Origin of the sequence: Variovorax frigidus (genome assembly GCF_051216515.1) — a bacterium.
In the GTDB taxonomy this organism is placed as follows: Bacteria; Pseudomonadota; Gammaproteobacteria; order Burkholderiales; family Burkholderiaceae_C; genus Variovorax.
In genome coordinates, this window is record NZ_JBPJZF010000003.1 from 213,822 (window position 1) to 231,167 (window position 17,346).

A 17,346-nucleotide genomic window follows, 5' to 3' on the forward strand; every position below is an offset into this window, starting at 1 on the left:
AATGGCCCTGTATGAACTCGATGGCGTGGCGCCGCAACTCGCAGACGGCGCCTGGGTGGCCGACAGCGCGCAGGTGATGGGCGCGGTGGTGCTGGGCGAAAACGCCAGCGTCTGGTTCGGCGCGGTGCTGCGCGGCGACACCGAGACCCTGACGATCGGCCGCAACAGCAATGTGCAGGACCTGTCGGTGCTGCATTCGGACATCGGCTGCCCGCTGACCCTCGGCGAAAACGTCACGGTCGGCCACCAGGTCATGCTGCACGGCTGCACCATCGGCGACAACACGCTGATCGGCATCCAGGCGGTGGTCTTGAATAACGCGAAGATCGGCCGCAACTCGATCGTTGGCGCCGGCAGCGTGGTGACCGAGGGCAAGGAGTTCCCGGACAACTCCCTGATCATCGGCGCGCCGGCCAAGCTGGTGCGCACGCTCGACGATGCGGCCGCCGCCAAGCTGCGCGCGAGCGCCGAACACTATGTGAAAAACGCCCATCGCTTCGCGAAGGGCCTGAAGAGAATTAGCTAACCCCCAGGCTTGCCCACTTCGTGTGGCCTCCCTCCCCCTTGCAGGGGGCCATACCAGCGGCCCGGCAAAGCCGGTTCCGCGGTATGTCACGTGAAGAAAAAGCCTGAACAAGAGAAAGACGATGTTGTGAGCGAGCTGCACAAATTCCTGTTCGACGGCATGCCGGTGCGCGGCATGATCGTGCGCCTGACCGACGCGTGGCAGGAAATCCTGGCGCGCCGCGCCGCCAACACCACCACCGGCGCCTACCCGACGCCCGTGGCCGAGTTGTTGGGCGAGATGACCGCGGCGGCCACGCTGATGCAGTCCAACATCAAGTTCAACGGCTCGCTGATCCTGCAGATCTTCGGCGACGGACCGGTCAAGGTCGCGGTGGCCGAAGTGCAGGCCGACCTCGGCCTGCGCTCGACCGCCACGATGGTCGGCGAACTGCCGGCCGACGCGCGCTTCCCCGACATGGTCAACGTCCAGAACAAGGGCCGTTGCGCGATCACGCTCGAGCCCAAGGGCCGCGTGCCGGGCCAGCAGCCCTACCAGGGCGTGGTGCCGTTGTTCGGCGACGACGGCGAGAAGCTGGGCAAGCTCAGCGACGTGCTCCAGCACTACATGCTGCAGAGCGAACAGCTCGACACCACGCTGGTGCTGGCGGCCGACGACAAGGTGGCGGCCGGCCTCTTGATCCAGCGCCTGCCGGTCAAGGGCGAGGGCAACCTCGAAGGCACCGCGGGCAGCGACCTGAACCTGGCCAATCAGGACGAGATCGGCCGCAACGAGGACTACAACCGGATCTCGATCCTGGCCTCGACGCTGACCCGCGAGGAACTGCTGACGCTCGACGTCGACACCATCCTGCGGCGCCTGTTCTGGGAAGAGAAGGTGTTGCGTTTCCAGCCGAACGTCGGCACGCTCGGCCCGCACTTCGCCTGCAACTGCAGCCGTGAACGCGTGGCGCAGATGATCCGTGGCCTGGGCGTCCAGGAGACCGAGGAGATCCTCGCGGAGCGGGGCGACATCGAGGTCGGTTGCGATTTCTGCGGCAAGCAGTACCGCTTCGACGCCGTCGATGCGGCCCAGATCTTCCGCCCGCCGGGCAACCAATTGCCGGGCAGCCCGACGGTCCAGTGAACCGTGGCGGCCAGGTGGCCGTCAGGTGCGGCGCGCCACCAGTTCGGTGAACAGGCGGTGCTCGCACACCGGGTCGGAGCACTTCTCGCAAGACCACTGCCAGCCTTCGTTGGCGCGACCGGCCGGCCGACGGAAAGCTGGCGCTTCGGATTGCGCCGCGAGGTTCAACGCCGTCCAGGCATTGCCGAGGCGCTCGCCGCCGCTGCCGTGCACCACTGCATACGACACGCCCCCCCGGCCGAGCGCGGCGCGCACCAGCGCATCGACGGGCTCGCGCACGTGCGGGCCGTCGCGCTGCATGCCGTCGGCGACCCAGGGCAGGTCGAGTGCGGTGAGCAGCGTCACGGCGTAGCCGGCCTGTGCGGCCAGCGCGTCGGCATACAGCGAGCGGTCGTCGAACAGCAGGTCGCTGTAGACCGCGGTCATGAGCGCCGTGGTGTCGGCCACGGCCACGCCTCGTCGCGCGGCCAGCGCGATGCGCCGGCTCTGCTCGGCGGCGATGGCGGCCTGTTCGTCGGGTCGTGGCGTGCGGCCTTCGCGCTCGCACCATTCGCGCAGGTACTCGGGCACCTGTGTGGCCACGATGCCGCGCTGCGTCAGTCGCTCGGCCAGCGCCCCCGCGAGCGCGGTCTTGCCCGTGCTCTCGGCCCCGAGCACCGCGATCACGCAACCGGCCGACAGCGAAGGCGTCATGCGGCGACCTTCGGCAGGCGCCGGTGCCAGGTCAGGTAGCCTGCCACGCTGAGTGCCGCGAACACCGCATAGAGGCCCACCGTGAGCCACAGCCCCTTGTGCACGAACAGCCCGATGCTCACCGCGTTCACGGCCAGCCACACCAGCCAGTTCTCGATGTACTTGCGGCCCAGCAGGAACTGGCCGACCAGGCTCAGCCCGGTGGCGAAGCCGTCCCACCAGGGCACGTCGGTGTCGGTGAAGCGGCGCAGGAAGAGGGCGATCGCGGGCCAGGCCACGGCGCAGGCGAAGAGCACCAGCGCGATGCCGCGCGGCGACAGCCGTGTGACCCGCAGCGCGCTGCCGTCGGCGCGATGCCCGCGCAGCCACTGGAACCAGCCCCAGAACGCGACGATGGCGAAGAAGATCTGCAGCGAAGCGTCGCCGTAGATGCGGGCCTGGGCGAACACGCCGAAGTACAGCAGCGAACTCACGATCGCCAGCGGCCAGCCCCAATGGACCTCGCGCATGTTGCAGCCCACCATGACCAGCGCCAGCGACGCCGCGAGCACCTCGAGCCAACTGGTCGGGGTGCCCCAGAGCATGAAAGCGGGCGCGGAAAAGAATTCAGGCATCACCGCATTCTGCAAGGAGTGGGAGGAGGCCTGTCGCCATCAGCGGCAAGCGAAGCGAGGCCCCTTCGTGAAACACCGCGGAACCGGCTCCGCCGGGCCGCTGGTGTTGCCCCCTTGAAAAGGGGGAAGGAGAAGCGACACGAAGTGCGCGAAGCCTGGGGGTTACTTCGTTATTTGTACGAAAACTTCGTCCGGCTTGACCATGCCCAGCTCCTGCCGCGCACGTTCTTCGACCATCTCGAGGCCTTCCTTGAGGTCGTTGACCTCGGAGCCGAGCCGCTCGTTGGCCAATGCCGCGCGAGCGTTGGCGTCCTTCTGGGCGACCAGCTTGGATTCGAGCTGCGTCACCTCGGGCACGCTCCCGCGCCCGGTCCACAGCTGCCACTGAAGAATCAGCAGCAGCAGGGCCAGGACGAGGGGAGCGATGCGCGAGCGCATGCGGCGCCGGGACGCTTTGCTTTAGCGGAGGTTGTAGAACGCGGCGCGGCCCGGGTAGCTCGCGACGTCGCCGAGGTCTTCCTCGATGCGCAGCAGCTGGTTGTACTTGGCCGTGCGGTCCGAGCGCGACAGCGAGCCGGTCTTGATCTGGCCGGCGTTGGTGCCCACCGCGATGTCGGCGATGGTGCTGTCCTCGGTCTCGCCCGAGCGGTGCGAGATCACGGCCGTGTAGCCCGCGCGCTTGGCCATCTCGATGGCGGCGAAGGTCTCGGTCAGCGTGCCGATCTGGTTGATCTTGATCAGGATCGAGTTGGCGATGCCCTTGTCGATGCCTTCCTGCAGGATCTTGGTGTTGGTGACGAAAAGGTCGTCGCCCACCAGCTGCACGCGCTTGCCCAGACGCTCGGTCAGGTGCTTCCAGCCGTCCCAGTCGCCTTCGTGCATGCCGTCTTCGATGCTGATGATCGGGTACTTGTCGACCCAGGTCTCGAGCATGTCGGTCCAGCTCTCGGCCGACAGCGACAGGTATTCGCCCGACAGCACGTATTTGCCGTCCTTGTAGAACTCGCTGGCGGCACAGTCCAGGCCCAGGGCGATCTGCTCGCCGGCCACGTAGCCTGCCTTGTCGATCGCCTCGAGGATCAGCTGGATCGCTTCTTCATGGCTGGCCACGCTGGGTGCGAAGCCGCCTTCGTCGCCAACGGCGGTGCTGATGCCGCGGTCGCTCAGGATCTTCTTGAGTGCGTGGAAGGTCTCTGCACCGTAGCGCACGGCCTCGCGGAAGCTCTTGGCGCCCACGGGGATGATCATGAACTCCTGCAGGTCCAGGCTGTTGTTGGCGTGTGCGCCGCCGTTGATGACGTTCATCATCGGCACCGGCAGCTGCATGCCGCCCATGCCGCCGAAGTAGCGGTACAGCGGCAGGCCCGATTCCTCGGCTGCGGCGCGCGCCACGGCCATCGACACGGCCAGCGTGGCGTTGGCGCCCAGGCGTGCCTTGTTCTCGGTGCCGTCGAGGTCGAGCAGCGTGCGGTCCAGGAAGGCCTGTTCCGAGGCGTCGAGGCCCAGCACCGATTCGGAGATCTCGGTGTTGATGTTCTCGACGGCCTTCAGCACGCCCTTGCCGAGGTAGCGCTTGGCATCGCCGTCGCGCAGTTCGATCGCTTCACGCGAACCGGTCGATGCGCCCGAAGGCACGGCCGCGCGGCCCATGGTGCCCGATTCGAGCAGCACGTCGCATTCGACGGTGGGGTTGCCGCGGCTGTCGAGGATTTCGCGCCCGACGATGTCAACGATTGCACTCATGCTTCTTCTTTCCTTCTCAAGACTAAAAACTCAGAGACCTTCGACCACGATCATTCGCATGATCGCGGCACCCTGGCGCGCCGCGCGCGCCTTGCCGTATTCGGGGGAGCTGTCGAACTTCCTGGCGGCTTCGACGCTGGGGAACTTGAGGATCACCAGGCGCTCGGGCGCCCAGTCGCCTTCGAGCACTTCGACCTTGCCGCCGCGCACGCACACCTCGGCCCCATGCGCCTGCATGGCGGCCGTCGACCACTTCTTGTACTCCTCGTACTGGGTCGGATTCGTCACTTCGACGTTGGCGATGATGTAGGCGCTCATGACTGGAAGATGTCCTCGAGGAATGCGTTTTTCTTGGTCACCTGGTCGAGCGCGACGAGCGTCTCGAGCAGTGCCTTCATGTGCTTGAGCGGCACGGCGTTGGGGCCGTCGCTCAGCGCCTTCGATGGGTCGGGGTGCGTTTCCATGAACAGGCCTGCGACGCCGACCGCGACCGCCGCGCGCGACAGCACCGGCACCATCTCGCGCTGGCCGCCCGAGGTCGTGCCCTGGCCGCCGGGCAGCTGCACCGAATGGGTCGCGTCGAACACGACCGGCGCACGGGTCTCGCGCATGATCGCGAGCGAGCGCATGTCCGACACCAGGTTGTTGTAGCCGAAGCTCGCGCCGCGTTCGCAGGCCATGAAGCTGTCTTCGTCGAGGCCGGCTTCGCGCGCAGCCGCACGTGCCTTGTCGATCACGTTCTTCATGTCGTGCGGCGCGAGGAACTGGCCCTTCTTGATGTTGACCGGCTTGCCCGACTGCGCCGCGGCGTAGATGAAGTCGGTCTGGCGGCACAGGAAGGCGGGCGTCTGCAGCACGTCGACCACCTTGGCGGCCTCGGTGATGTCCTCGTGCGTGTGCACGTCGGTCAGCACCGGCAGGTTCAGTTCGCGCTTGACCTTGGCCAGGATCTCCAGGCCCTTGTCGCGACCCGGGCCGCGAAAGCTCGTGCCCGAGGAGCGGTTGGCCTTGTCGAAGCTGCTCTTGAAGATGAAGGGGATGCCGAGCGCCGAAGTGATTTCCTTCAGCGTGCCGGCGGTGTCCATCTGCAGTTGCTCGGACTCGACCACGCAGGGTCCGGCGATCAGGAAGAAGGGCTGGTCCAGCCCGATGTCGAATCCGCAAAGCTTCATGGTGGGTTGTTCCTTCAGGCCACGACTTTCAAGGCCTTCTTGTCCGCGCCCTGGTGTTCGAGCGCGGCCTTGATGAATGCATTGAACAACGGATGACCGCTCCAGGGCGTGGATTTGAATTCCGGATGGAACTGCACGCCGATGAACCAGGGGTGCACGTCGACCGGCAGCTCGACGATCTCGGTCAGGTGCTCGCGCTGCGTGAGCGCCGAGATCACCAGGCCGGCATCGCGCAGCTGGTCGAGGTAGTTGACGTTGGCTTCGTAGCGGTGGCGGTGACGCTCGGTCACCACGTCGCCGTAGATGCTGTGCGCCAGCGTGTCGGGCGACACGTCGGAGCTCTGCGCGCCCAGGCGCATGGTGCCGCCGAGGTCGGATTTCTCGTTGCGCATCTTGACCGTGCCGTCGGCGTCCTTCCACTCGGTGATCAGCGCGATCACGGGGGTTGGCGTCTCGGGATCGAACTCGGTGCTGTTGGCGTTCTTCAGGCCGGCGACGTTGCGTGCGTACTCGATGGTCGCGACCTGCATGCCCAGGCAGATGCCGAGGTAGGGCACCTTGCTTTCGCGGGCGAAGCGGGCGGTCGAGATCTTGCCCTCGACGCCGCGCTTGCCGAAGCCGCCGGGCACCAGGATCGCGTCGTACTTGGCCAGGCGCGAGACGTCCTGCGGCGTGATGGTCTCGGAATCGATGTACTCGATCTTCACCCGCGCATGGTTCTTCATGCCGGCATGGCGCAGGGCCTCGTTGACCGACTTGTAGCTGTCCGACAGATCGACGTACTTGCCGACCATCGCGATGGTCACTTCGCGCTGCGGGTGCTCGACCTCGTACACCAGGTCGTCCCAGCGCTTGAGCTTGGCCGGCGGCGTGTTGATGCGCAGCTTGTCGCAGATCAGGCCGTCGAGGCCCTGTTCGTGCAGCATGCGCGGCACCTTGTAGATGGTGTCGACGTCCCACATCGAGATCACGCCCCATTCGGGCACGTTCGAGAACAGCGAGATCTTGGCGCGCTCGTCGTCGGGGATCGGGCGGTCGGCGCGGCACAGCAGCACGTCGGCCTGGATGCCGATGGCACGCAGTTCCTTGGCGGTGTGCTGGGTCGGCTTGGTCTTGAGTTCGCCGGCCGCGGCGATCCAGGGCACGTACGACAGGTGCACGAAGGCCGAGTTGTTGGGGCCGTTGCGCAGGCTCATCTGACGCACGGCCTCGAGGAAGGGCAGCGACTCGATGTCGCCCACCGTGCCGCCGATCTCGACGATCGCGACGTCGACCTCGTGCGCGGTGTCGATGCCGGCGCCGCGCTTGATGTATTCCTGGATCTCGTTGGTGATGTGCGGGATCACCTGCACCGTCTTGCCGAGGTAGTCGCCGCGACGTTCCTTCTCGAGCACCGACTTGTAGATCTGGCCGGTCGTGAAGTTGTTGGCCTTGCGCATCCGGGTGTTGATGAAGCGCTCGTAGTGGCCGAGGTCGAGGTCGGTTTCGGCCCCGTCGTCGGTGACGAACACCTCGCCGTGCTGGAACGGCGACATCGTGCCGGGATCGACGTTGATGTACGGATCCAGCTTGATCAGGGTGACGGAAAGGCCGCGCGACTCAAGGATGGCGGCGAGCGAGGCGGAGGCGATTCCCTTGCCCAGGGAAGACACCACACCGCCGGTGACGAAGACGAATTTGGTCATGCCATTTCCAGACTTTTCAGGTCCGGTCAGTGGGAAATGAGGATTATAGGTGGCTGCGGGTCGCCATTTCGCGCCGCGCACCGAGTCTCCCTACGCATCTGCCTGCCGCGTGGCATCTCATTACACTTCGGGCGATATGCAAGACCTCCTCGGAAAACACATCGTCCTCGGGCTCACCGGCGGCGTGGCCTGCTACAAATCGGCCGAACTGTGCCGGCTGTTCGTGAAGGCCGGCGCCACCGTGCAGGTGGTCATGACCGAGGCGGCGACGCAGTTCATCACGCCGGTCACGATGCAGGCGCTGTCGGGGCGCCGGGTCTACGTGTCGCAATGGGATGCGCGCGAAGACAACAACATGCCGCACATCAACCTGAGCCGGGAGGCCGACGCGATCGTGCTGGCGCCGTGCAGCGCCGACTTCATCGCCCGACTGGCAGAGGGCCGCAGCGACGAACTGCTGAGCCTGATGTGCCTGGCACGCCCGACCGCGCAGGTGCCCCTGCTGATCGCGCCGGCGATGAACCGCGAGATGTGGGCGCACCCCGCGACCCAGCGCAACCTGCAGCAGGTGGCCGCCGACGGCGCCACGATGCTCGGCGTGGGCAGCGGCTGGCAGGCCTGCGGCGAGACCGGCGACGGCCGCATGCTGGAGCCGGCCCAGTTGCTCGAGGACATCACGGCCTTCTTCCATGCCAAGGTGCTCGCGGGCCAGCGCGTGCTGGTCACGGCCGGCCCCACCTTCGAGGCACTGGACCCGATCCGCGGCATCACCAACCATTCGTCCGGCAAGATGGGCTTCGCCATCGCGCGCGCGGCCCGCGAGGCCGGTGCCGAGGTCACGCTGATCGCCGGCCCGGTGCACCTGCCGACCCCGCGCGGCGTGCGCCGGATCGATGTGCTGTCGGCGCTGGACATGCTCGCCGCTGCCGAGCGCGAGGCGGCGCATGCGTCGGTCTTCGTCGCCACGGCGGCGGTGGCCGACTGGCGCCCGGCTTCGCACAGCGACCAGAAGATCAAGAAGGACGGCAGCGGCCTGCCGCCGGTGCTGAATTTCATCGAGAACCCGGACATCCTGGCCACGGTGGCACGCAGCCCGCGCGCAGCCAGTGGCGCGCTGTTCTGCGTCGGCTTCGCGGCCGAGAGCGAGAACCTGGCCGCGCATGCCAAGGCCAAGCGCGAACGCAAGGGCATTCCGCTGCTGGTGGGCAACATCGGGCCGCTGACCTTCGGCCAGGACGACAACAGCCTGCTGCTGGTCGATGCCGACGGCGTGCGCGAACTCCCGCGCGCCCCCAAATTGCAACTGGCGCGCGAGCTGATCGCAGAGATCGCAGCGCGCCTTCCGACGAGGACTTCTCCATGAACCTGAACACGCAATCGAACACGCCGCCGAACGGCGACTTCGCCCGCTATGTGGACCAATTGTCGGCGCGTGCCGCGCTGGCGCTGCGAACCGCCTCGGTCGATGGCTCGCACGCGCTCGACGTCGGCATGCCGCCTTCGTCCGAACCGCACGCCGGACTGTCGCCCGGCGCTGTGGCGCCGCGGGGTCGGGCGGCGAAACGCCCGCCCGTGCCTGCGCAAGCGGGTGCCGCGGGCGGCGCAGCGCTGCCTTTCAAGGTGGTGCGCGCCGTGGCCGCGGTCTGGCTGCTGGCGCTGGTCGGCATGTTCGTGTTCGACGCGCCCTTCGGCATGATCCTGCTGGTATTGGCCGGCGGCTTCTGGGTCGCCAAGCAGATGCGCCATCGACTGCTGCCGGCCGGCGTGACCAGCTGGAGCCAGTGGGCCCAGGAAGCGGCCCGCAACGCGGCCGAGAAACAAAGACAACAGCAAGGCAAGTGAAGAAGTGAACGTCGACGTCCGTATCCTCGATCCGCGCATGGCGGACCAACTCCCGGCCTACGCCACCCCCGGCAGCGCGGGGCTCGACCTGCGCGCCTGCCTCGATGCGCCCATCACCCTGGAGCCCAACGGCTGGCAGCTGGTGGGCACGGGCATTGCGGTGCACCTGGCCGACCCCGGCTATGCGGCGCTGATCCTGCCGCGCTCCGGTCTGGGCCACAAGCACGGCATCGTGCTGGGCAACCTGGTCGGCCTGATCGACAGCGATTACCAGGGTGAACTCAAGATCAGCGCCTGGAATCGCAGCAACACCGCCTTCGTGCTGCAGCCCATGGAGCGCCTGGCGCAACTGGTGATCGTGCCGGTGATGCAGGCCAAGTTCAACGTGGTGAGTTCGTTCGAAGCCAGCGAGCGTGGCGAGGGCGGCTACGGCTCCACCGGGCGCGGCTGAGGCTGGGCTGTAGGCGCGGGCCTGCGCCCGTTGCTTGGTTTCGCTCGCGTAAAGATCGGAACTCGCGGCAGCGCCCGGCCCTCGAAATTCGAGATGATGGTTGAATGACAACGGTGTCCGCGGTCATCCTGACAGGCCGTAGCGCGTTGAACAAGAAGCCCTCATTGGCCCGCAGCAAGAGCTCACAACCACATGCGTGGAGCACGAAACATGAAGAAACAACTTCGCTTCCTTTCCATCTCGGCCGGCCTGGTGGCCCTGGCCACGCTGACCGCCTGCGTGGCGCCGGCGCCGGTCTACGAGAGCAGCCGCTACCCCTATCACCCCCATGCGCAGCCAGCCTATGCGGCGCCGCAGCCTTATGGCGAGTACGGTCGCATCGTCAACATCGAGGTGGTGCGCAGCGAGACACGCGGCGCGGGCCCCTCGGGCGGCGGTGCAGTGGCCGGCGGCCTGATCGGCGGCGTGGTCGGCAACCAGTTCGGCCATGGGGGTGGACGGGCTGCAGCCACGGCGCTGGGCATCGTCGGCGGTGCGTTGCTGGGCAACACCGTGGAGGCCAACGCCAACGGCCCGCGCGCCTACGAGAGCTACCGGATTTCGGTCGAGACCGAGCGCGGCGGCTACCGTGCCTTCGACGTGCCTACGCCGGGCGAACTCAGGGTGGGGGACCGGGTGGTGATCAACAACGGTCAGATCTCAAGGTATTGACCACCCCCGAAGCGGCGCACTGCGTGTCGCCGCCTCCCCCTCAAGGGGGCGATACCGGTGGCCCGGCGAAGCCGGTTCCACGGTATCTCTGGAACACAAAAGCCCCGCTTGCGGGGCTTTTGCATTGCGGGGGCTGCTGGCTCTTTCTCAGTGCAGGGTGTCGTTGCCTGGGGTGGTGCTGGCCAGCTTGAAGAACCCGGTGCCGGCCGACCCGCGGCCGATTTCTTCTTCGGTGGCTTCGCGCACCGAGCGGACCGTGAGGTCCAGGCGCAGCGCGATGCCGGCCAGGGGGTGGTTGCCGTCGAGCACCAGATGGTCGGGGTAGACCTCGGCGACGGTGTAGATCGCATCCTTCAGGATGTCCGGGTTGACCCCGGCGGGCAGTGCCGCGCCGTCGAAGGTCATGCCTTCGTCGGTGCCTTCGGGGAACAGCGCGCGCGGTTCCAGAAAGAGCAGCTGGTCGTTGAAGTCGCCGAAGGCCTGCTCGGGCTCGAGCTGAACCTGGACGCGGGCGCCCGGCTCATGGCCCTGCAGCACGGCCTCGATCGCATCGAAGAGATCGTCGCCGCCCACCAGGAACTCCACCGGTTCGTCGAGCACGTCCAGCACGTCGCCGAGGGTGTCCTTGATCGTCCATGTGAGGCCGACCACGCATTGTTCAGAAATTTCCATTGCAGAATTCTCCCATGGACCTTCATTCCCCTTTGCCGCTCCTGGGCGGCCTCACGCCGGCGCAATTCATGCGCCGCCATTGGCAGAAAAAACCCTTGCTGGTGCGCCAGGCCCTGCCCGGCATGCTGCCGCCGGTCGAACGCGGCGCGCTGTTCGCGCTGGCCGGCTCGGAAGACGTCGAATCGCGGCTGGTGCGCCAGACCGCCAAGGGCTGGTCGCTGCGCCACGGCCCGTTCCCGCGGCGCGCGCTGCCACCGCTGCAGCAACCGGGCTGGTCGCTGTTGGTGCAGGGCGTCGACCTGCATCACGAGGGCGCACATGCGCTGATGCGGCAGTTCGGCTTTCTGCCCGACGCGCGGCTCGACGACCTGATGATCAGCTACGCCAGCGACACCGGCGGCGTCGGCCCGCACTTCGACAGCTACGACGTGTTCCTGCTGCAGGCCAGCGGCCGGCGCCGCTGGTCGATCGGCCGGCAGCGCGACCTGCAGCTGCAGCCCGACGTGCCGCTCAAGATCCTGCAGAACTTCGAACCCGAGCAGAGTTTCGTGCTCGAGCCGGGCGACATGCTCTACCTGCCGCCGCGCTATGCCCACGACGGCGTGGCCGTGGGCGACGACTGCATGACCTGCTCGATCGGCCTGCGTTCGCCGGCCGCCGCGCCACTGGGCGCCGACCTGCTGGCGCGCATTGCCGAAGCGCAGGCCGACGAACTGCAGGACATCCCGGCGGTGCACTACCGCGACCCTTTGCAGGAGGCGGTCGACCGTCCCGCGGCGATGCCGGCCGACCTGCAGTCCTTCGCGCGCAAGGCCGTCGAGGCCGCGCTGCGCGACCCCGATGCCATCGACCGCGCCCTGGGCGAGTCGATGACCGAGCCGAAGTCCAACGTGTGGTTCGACGCGGGCGAACTGCCCGATCGGCTCGAGGGCGTGCGCCTCGACCGGCGCACGCGCATGCTCTACGACGCGCGCCATCTGTACATCAACGGCGAGAGCTTCCGCGCGGGCGGCCGCGATGCCACGCTGATGCGCCGGCTGGCCGACCAGCGCGGGCTCGATGCGCGCGATCTGAGCCGCGCCAGCGACGACGCGCTGGCCTTGCTGGGCGACTGGTGTGAGGCCGGATGGGCCCATGCCGTCTGAGACGGCATGGCCTGACGGCCCCTTCGACGGCCGCCTGGCTTTCGACGCGGTGCTCAAGGCCGCACTGGACGCGGCCGCTCGCGAAGGCTGGCGCGAGATCGTGCTCAGCGACCCCGACTTTGCCGACTGGCCTCTGGGCGAGCGCGCCAGCATCGCCGCGCTGCAGGCCTGGGCCGCGAGCGGCCGCAGCCTGGTGCTGCTGGCCGAAGGCTTCGGTGTGTTCGATCGCGCGCACGCGCGCTTCGTCGAGTGGCGACGGCTCTGGAGTCATATCGTCGAGGCACGGGCTTGCAGCGGCAGCGGTGCGCCCGCGGTGCCCAGCGCGGTCTGGACGCCGACCTGGTCGCTGCACCGCATCGACCCCGAGCGCAGCCGCGGCGTCTGCAGCAGCCAGCCCGAGCGCCGGCGTGCGCTGCGCGAGCGCATCGACGAATGTCTGCGGCAGTCGCGCCCGGCCTTCGCAGCCTCGACATTGGGCTTGTAAGCCGAGGCCGCGCTCACATTTGGAAGCACCGATGCAGGCCTAGAATTTTTTGTCCTGTCCATCACCAAAGGAGATTCCATGAACAAGTCCGTCCTGCTCGGCGTCGTCATCGCTGCCGCCGCGCTCAGCGCCTGCGGCAAGAAAGAGGACCCGGCGCCCGTGGTCGTGACGCCACCGCCCGCGGCCGTCACGCCCGCACCGGCATCGCCCAGCACGCCGCCGGCCGGCACGATGGCACCTTCAGCCTCCGACCCGGCCGCCGCCACGCCGTCGCCTGCGGCCTCCTCGGCGCTCGATGCGGCCAATGCCGCCACCGAAGCGGCGCGCAACGCCGCCTCCGCGCCCAAGTGAGCCACGCATGAAAAAGCCCGCCCGGTGCGAACCGGGCGGGCTTTTTCAATGGGATGGACCGACGTGCCCCTCAGGACGGATCCTTGCCCCGCGTGCGGCCGACGGCGCTGAAGATGCCGATGCCCAACACGATGAGGGCGCCGATGCCGATGTACAGCGTGGGCACGCCGGCCACCGAGGCGCCCCAGGCGAGGCCGGCCATGAAGATCACAAATCCGATCATGTAAAGCGCGAAGGACATGGTTCTCTCTCTCCGAAACAAGGAGCGCCCAGCCTGCCTGCGCGCGAGCCCCGCGGACCCGCGCCATCGTCGCCAATCTGTGTGGGAGTCTGCTTACTGCGAGACCGTCGCGCCGGCTTCCTGGCTGGCCGCGTCGAGCAGCGCGATCGAGGCCGTATCGAGTCGAAGCGTGGCCGCGCGTGTGAGTTCGTCGAGCTGCGCGACCGAGGTGGCGCTCGCGATCGGTGCGGTGATGCCCGGGCGCGCGATCTGCCAGGCGATGGCTGCCTGCGCCGGCGTCACGCCGTGGGTCTTCGCCACGCCGTCGAGCGCGGCCAGGATGCGCAGGCCGCGTTCGTTGAGGTACTTCTTGGTCGTGTTGGCACCACGCGCGCTTTTGGCCGCATCGGCCTCGCTGCGGTACTTGCCGGTGAGGAAACCGGCCGCCAGCGCATAGAAGTTGATCACCCCCACGCCGCGTTCGAGGCACAGCGGTTCCAGCGCCTCTTCGAACACCGCGCGGTCGTAGAGGTTGTAGAGCGGCTGCAGGCTTTCGTAGCGCGGCAGGCCGAGCCGCTCGGACACGTCCAGCGCCTCGGCCAGGCGCGGCGCGGTGAAATTCGAGGCGCCGATCGCGCGCACCTTGCCGGCCTTGATCAGCGCGGCGAAGGCCTCGAGCGTTTCTTCCAGCGGCGTGTTCGCATCGTCGTCGTGCGACTGGTAGAGGTCGATGTGGTCGGTCTTGAGCCGCTGCAGCGAGGCATCGACCGCCTCGCGGATGTAGGCGGCCGACAGGCCCACCTTGTCGTCGCCCATCGGCTTGCCGACCTTGGTGGCCAGCACCACGCGGTTGCGCTTGCCGCTCTTGCGGAACCACTTGCCGATGATCGCCTCGGACTCGCCGCCGGCATGGCCCGGCACCCAGCGAGAGTAGACGTCGGCCGTGTCGACGAAATTGAAACCGGCGTCGAGCCAGGCATCGAGCAGACGGAAGGACAGGGCCTCGTCCACGGTCCAGCCGAAGACGTTGCCGCCGAAGGCGAGGGGTGAGACCTGCAGGGCGGAACGGCCGAGGGGGCGAAGTTGCATGGAATTCTCCTTGTGTGGATTAAACGAAGCCGATCGCACCGAGCAGCGCACCCGCGCCCAGCAGCCACAGCAGATGAAGGCGCGTGCGCCAGACGATCAGCGCCGCAGTGCCCGCGAGCAGCCAGAGGTGCCAGGCCGGCGCCATGCCTGTGCTGTTGCCCGCGGCCAGCACCCAGCCGGTGGCGATCAGCAGCCCCACCACGACCGGTCCCATGCCCTGCTTGAAGGCGCGCACGGCGCGCCGCTCGCGGTTGCGATGGCCCCAGCGCGTGGCGAAGTAGGTGAGGGTGGTGCTGGGCAGCATGATGCCCAGCATCGTGACCGCCAGCCCGAACAGGCCCAGCAACCAGGCGTGCGGACCCGCTTCGATACCGCCCGCCGCGTTGAGGCCGACGTTCCAGCCCATGAGGCCGACGAAGAGCACGTTGGGTCCGGGGGCGGCCTGCGCGATGGCGACGGACGAGGTGAACTGCGCATCGGTGAGCCAGCCGTGCTGCACGACCAGGTAGCGGTGCATGTCGGGCACGGTGGTGATGGCGCCGCTGATCGACAGCATCGACAGCATCAGGTACTGCCCGAAGAGCGCGAGCCAGTCGTGCCAGTGCATCGTGATGCTCATCTGCCGAGCCGCCGCCAGGTTTCGCCACAGGCGATGCCGCCCACCACGATCAGCACCCAGCCCAGCGGAATGCGTGCCAGCGCGATGGCGGCGAACACGACGGCCACGATCGCCAGGCACAGGCCGAAGCCCAGGGGATTGCGGCGCAGCGGCGTGATCAGCTTGATGCCCGTGGCCGCGATCAGTCCGCCGGCCACCGCGCCCATGCCGCGCAGCGCGCCCGCGACCTGCGGATTGCCCGCGAAATGCGCATAGAGCACCGCGAGCGCGAGGATCACGAACAGCGGCACCGTCAGCATGCCCGCCAGCGCCGCGGCGGCACCGCGCAGGCCGAAGTAGCGGTCGCCGATCATCACCGCGAGGTTGATCACGTTGGGGCCGGGCATGACCTGGGCCACGGCCCAGTCTTCGAGGAATTCGTCGGCCGTGAGCCACTTCTTCTTCTCCACCATCTCGCGTTGAACGATGGTCAGCACGCCGCCGAAGCCCTGCAGCGCGAGCCAGGTGAAGGACAGGAAAAGGTCGCGTGGGGACTGGGGTCGGGGACGGTCGGGCGCGGTGGCCGCGTCCGGAGAGGGCGGGTGCATGGCGGCGATTATCTGCGCGGGCGCGCAATGCTGCAGCGCAGGGCAACACAGGCACTGCGCCGACACGGGTCCAGACTTCGGCCTGCAATACTCGCGCCATGCAACTGCGCGCACTCCTCGAGCTCTCCAAGCAGGCCTTCCTCTCGTGGAAGAGCGACTACGCCCCGAGCATGGGCGCGGCGCTGGCCTACTACACGGTGTTTTCCGTGGCACCGCTGCTGCTGATCGTGATCTCGGTGGCGGGCCTGGTGTTCGGCCAGGAGGCCGCGCGCGGCGAGATCTTCGCGCAGCTGTCGGGCCTGATGGGCGCGCAGGGCGCACTGGCCGTGCAGGGCATGCTCGAAGCGGTCAACAAGCCGCGCGAAGGCATCATCGCCACCGTGATCGGCCTCGGCCTGCTGCTGGTCGGCGCGACCACGGTGTTCGGCGAACTGCAGGACGCGATGGACCGCATCTGGCGCGCCCCGGCACGCGACACGCGCGGTGGCGTGATGAGCCTGCTGCGGGTGCGGCTGCTGTCCTTCAGCATGATCATGGGCATCGGCTTCCTGCTGATGGTGTCGCTGGTGGCGAGCGCGGCGCTGGCGGCGCTGGGCAAGTGGTGGTCGCCGGTGTTCGGCGGCTGGGCCGCGCTGGCGCAGGGCGTCAACTTCGTGTTCAGCTTCGGGATGGTGACGGTCATCTTCGCGATGATCTACAAGCTCATGCCGCGCGTGAAGGTCGAATGGCGCGACGTGTGGGTGGGGGCGGGCGTCACGGCGCTGCTGTTCACGGTGGGCAAGCACCTGATCGGCCTGTACATCGGCAAGAGCAGCGTGGCCTCGGGCTATGGTGCCGCCGGCTCGCTGGTGGTGGTGCTGGTCTGGGTCTACTACTCGGCGCAGATCTTCCTGCTGGGCGCCGAGTTCACCTGGGTCTATGCCCGCCGCTACGGCTCGATGAAGAACCTGCCGGGCGTCGATGCGGCCCCGGCCACACCGACGCGCGACGACGCCTGATCCCCTCCGCTCAACCCGCGAAGCCGCCGGCGTCGAGGAAAGCCTGTTCCTCGGCGGTGGATGCACGGCCCAGCATGCGGTTGCGGTGCGGGAAGCGGCCGAAGCGCAGCACGATGTCCCGGTGCAGCACGGCAAAGCGCTGCGTGTTCGCGTCGAGCGATGCATTCAGTTCGAGCGAGCGCTCCTGATCGGCCGGCAGCTCGGAATGCATGAAGGGCAGATAGAAGAAGGGCTGCAGCGCCGCGTCGACCTGCCGGTCGTAGCCCGCCGCCACCGCACGCTTCGCGAAGGCCAGGGCCTGTGCGTCGGTGGCCAGCATGTGCGGGTTGTTGCGCCAGGCGTTGCGCGGGAACTGGTCGAGCAGGATCAGCAGGGCCAGTGCACCTTCGGCATCGTGGGCCCAGGCCTCGAGCTCGCCGCGTGCCGCGGCTTGATGGGCGTCCGCGCACAGCGCGATGAAGGCGGTGTCGAAGTCGTCGTTCTTGGCGAACCAACGGGCGGGACCGGCGTCGCGCCAGAAATCGACCACCTCGCGGGCGGTGGGAAGGGGCTGAGATGTCATCGCGACATTCTTGCAGGCCCGGAGACCCGGCCCCGCGTGAGCGCCGGTCACGCGGCT

General features: G+C 67.9%; 23 protein-coding genes. 10 read left to right on the forward strand and 13 right to left on the reverse strand.

The window, feature by feature from the left end:
• The first annotated feature begins 1 nt into the window (after position 1).
• Positions 2-526, forward strand: coding sequence for a gamma carbonic anhydrase family protein (locus ACSFBC_RS10295; protein ID WP_435510229.1), 525 nt, complete (start codon positions 2-4; stop codon positions 524-526).
• 126 nt (positions 527-652) lie between these two features.
• On the forward strand, positions 653-1,651 hold the full coding sequence (gene hslO, locus ACSFBC_RS10300; protein WP_435510230.1) for an Hsp33 family molecular chaperone HslO: 999 nt from the start codon (positions 653-655) through the stop codon (positions 1,649-1,651).
• A gap of 21 nt (positions 1,652-1,672) precedes the next feature.
• On the opposite strand, the gene ACSFBC_RS10305 is transcribed toward hslO, so the two are convergent.
• The 7 genes from ACSFBC_RS10305 to ACSFBC_RS10335 form a co-directional block, all read right to left on the reverse strand.
• Positions 1,673-2,344, reverse strand: coding sequence for an AAA family ATPase (locus ACSFBC_RS10305; RefSeq protein ID WP_435510231.1), 672 nt, complete (start codon positions 2,342-2,344; stop codon positions 1,673-1,675).
• Positions 2,341-2,958 (reverse strand): nicotinamide riboside transporter PnuC, encoded by a 618-nt coding sequence (pnuC, locus tag ACSFBC_RS10310; RefSeq protein ID WP_435510232.1) that lies wholly within the window; start codon positions 2,956-2,958, stop codon positions 2,341-2,343. Before pnuC ends, ACSFBC_RS10305 begins: the two co-directional genes overlap by 4 nt.
• 162 nt (positions 2,959-3,120) lie before the next feature.
• Positions 3,121-3,396, reverse strand: a complete 276-nt coding sequence (locus ACSFBC_RS10315) for a septum formation initiator family protein (protein ID WP_435510233.1) — start codon at positions 3,394-3,396, stop codon at positions 3,121-3,123.
• Between the two features lie 21 nt (positions 3,397-3,417).
• A complete protein-coding gene (gene eno / locus ACSFBC_RS10320) occupies positions 3,418-4,701 on the reverse strand; it encodes a phosphopyruvate hydratase (RefSeq protein ID WP_435510234.1) in 1,284 nt (427 codons plus the stop codon).
• 30 nt (positions 4,702-4,731) lie between these two features.
• On the reverse strand, positions 4,732-5,019 hold the full coding sequence (locus tag ACSFBC_RS10325; protein ID WP_435510235.1) for a DUF1330 domain-containing protein: 288 nt from the start codon (positions 5,017-5,019) through the stop codon (positions 4,732-4,734).
• Entirely contained in the window at positions 5,016-5,873 is an 858-nt protein-coding gene (kdsA, locus tag ACSFBC_RS10330) for a 3-deoxy-8-phosphooctulonate synthase (protein ID WP_435510236.1), read from the reverse strand. Before kdsA ends, ACSFBC_RS10325 begins: the two co-directional genes overlap by 4 nt.
• Before the next feature lie 14 nt (positions 5,874-5,887).
• Positions 5,888-7,558 (reverse strand): CTP synthase, encoded by a 1,671-nt coding sequence (locus ACSFBC_RS10335; RefSeq protein ID WP_435510237.1) that lies wholly within the window; start codon positions 7,556-7,558, stop codon positions 5,888-5,890.
• Positions 7,559-7,694: 136 nt separating this feature from the next.
• Between ACSFBC_RS10335 and coaBC the strand changes: the two genes are divergently transcribed.
• The 4 genes from coaBC to ACSFBC_RS10355 all read left to right on the forward strand — a co-directional run bounded on the left by coaBC (position 7,695) and on the right by ACSFBC_RS10355 (position 10,562).
• Positions 7,695-8,921, forward strand: a complete 1,227-nt coding sequence (gene coaBC / locus ACSFBC_RS10340) for a bifunctional phosphopantothenoylcysteine decarboxylase/phosphopantothenate--cysteine ligase CoaBC (protein ID WP_435510238.1) — start codon at positions 7,695-7,697, stop codon at positions 8,919-8,921.
• A complete protein-coding gene (locus tag ACSFBC_RS10345; protein ID WP_435510239.1) occupies positions 8,918-9,400 on the forward strand; it encodes a hypothetical protein in 483 nt (160 codons plus the stop codon). The genes coaBC and ACSFBC_RS10345 overlap by 4 nt, the downstream gene beginning before the upstream one ends.
• Before the next feature lie 4 nt (positions 9,401-9,404).
• Positions 9,405-9,851, forward strand: coding sequence for a dUTP diphosphatase (gene dut, locus ACSFBC_RS10350; protein ID WP_435510240.1), 447 nt, complete (start codon positions 9,405-9,407; stop codon positions 9,849-9,851).
• A 210-nt stretch (positions 9,852-10,061) separates the two neighbouring features.
• Positions 10,062-10,562: an outer membrane lipoprotein gene (locus ACSFBC_RS10355; RefSeq protein WP_435510241.1), complete on the forward strand. Its 501-nt coding sequence runs from the start codon at positions 10,062-10,064 to the stop codon at positions 10,560-10,562.
• Positions 10,563-10,709: 147 nt separating this feature from the next.
• Here ACSFBC_RS10355 and ACSFBC_RS10360 read toward each other — a convergent pair whose 3' ends face one another.
• Entirely contained in the window at positions 10,710-11,234 is a 525-nt protein-coding gene (locus ACSFBC_RS10360) for an FKBP-type peptidyl-prolyl cis-trans isomerase (RefSeq protein WP_435510242.1), read from the reverse strand.
• Positions 11,235-11,248: 14 nt separating this feature from the next.
• Between ACSFBC_RS10360 and ACSFBC_RS10365 the strand changes: the two genes are divergently transcribed.
• The 3 genes from ACSFBC_RS10365 to ACSFBC_RS10375 all read left to right on the forward strand — a co-directional run bounded on the left by ACSFBC_RS10365 (position 11,249) and on the right by ACSFBC_RS10375 (position 13,214).
• Complete coding sequence (locus ACSFBC_RS10365; RefSeq protein WP_435510243.1) at positions 11,249-12,379, forward strand: JmjC domain-containing protein; 1,131 nt, start codon at positions 11,249-11,251, stop codon at positions 12,377-12,379.
• Positions 12,369-12,863, forward strand: coding sequence for a hypothetical protein (locus ACSFBC_RS10370; RefSeq protein ID WP_435510244.1), 495 nt, complete (start codon positions 12,369-12,371; stop codon positions 12,861-12,863). Before ACSFBC_RS10365 ends, ACSFBC_RS10370 begins: the two co-directional genes overlap by 11 nt.
• Before the next feature lie 78 nt (positions 12,864-12,941).
• Positions 12,942-13,214 carry a hypothetical protein gene (locus ACSFBC_RS10375; protein WP_435510245.1) on the forward strand — a complete coding sequence of 91 codons (273 nt, stop codon included), beginning with the start codon at positions 12,942-12,944 and terminating at the stop codon, positions 13,212-13,214.
• Between the two features lie 70 nt (positions 13,215-13,284).
• Here ACSFBC_RS10375 and ACSFBC_RS10380 read toward each other — a convergent pair whose 3' ends face one another.
• The 4 genes from ACSFBC_RS10380 to ACSFBC_RS10395 form a co-directional block, all read right to left on the reverse strand.
• The gene (locus tag ACSFBC_RS10380; protein WP_435510246.1) at positions 13,285-13,455 is read right to left on the reverse strand and encodes a hypothetical protein; all 171 of its coding nucleotides are present in this window, start codon (positions 13,453-13,455) and stop codon (positions 13,285-13,287) included.
• 93 nt (positions 13,456-13,548) lie between these two features.
• A complete protein-coding gene (locus tag ACSFBC_RS10385; RefSeq protein WP_435510247.1) occupies positions 13,549-14,523 on the reverse strand; it encodes an aldo/keto reductase in 975 nt (324 codons plus the stop codon).
• 19 nt (positions 14,524-14,542) lie between these two features.
• Complete coding sequence (locus tag ACSFBC_RS10390) at positions 14,543-15,142, reverse strand: chromate transporter (protein WP_435510248.1); 600 nt, start codon at positions 15,140-15,142, stop codon at positions 14,543-14,545.
• Entirely contained in the window at positions 15,139-15,729 is a 591-nt protein-coding gene (locus ACSFBC_RS10395) for a chromate transporter (RefSeq protein ID WP_435510249.1), read from the reverse strand. Before ACSFBC_RS10395 ends, ACSFBC_RS10390 begins: the two co-directional genes overlap by 4 nt.
• 98 nt (positions 15,730-15,827) lie before the next feature.
• Here ACSFBC_RS10395 and ACSFBC_RS10400 point away from each other — a divergent pair, with 98 nt between their 5' ends.
• Positions 15,828-16,727 carry a YihY/virulence factor BrkB family protein gene (locus ACSFBC_RS10400; protein WP_435510250.1) on the forward strand — a complete coding sequence of 300 codons (900 nt, stop codon included), beginning with the start codon at positions 15,828-15,830 and terminating at the stop codon, positions 16,725-16,727.
• Positions 16,728-16,737: 10 nt separating this feature from the next.
• Here ACSFBC_RS10400 and ACSFBC_RS10405 read toward each other — a convergent pair whose 3' ends face one another.
• Complete coding sequence (locus ACSFBC_RS10405) at positions 16,738-17,289, reverse strand: DUF924 family protein (protein ID WP_435510251.1); 552 nt, start codon at positions 17,287-17,289, stop codon at positions 16,738-16,740.
• Positions 17,290-17,346: the final 57 nt, after the last annotated feature.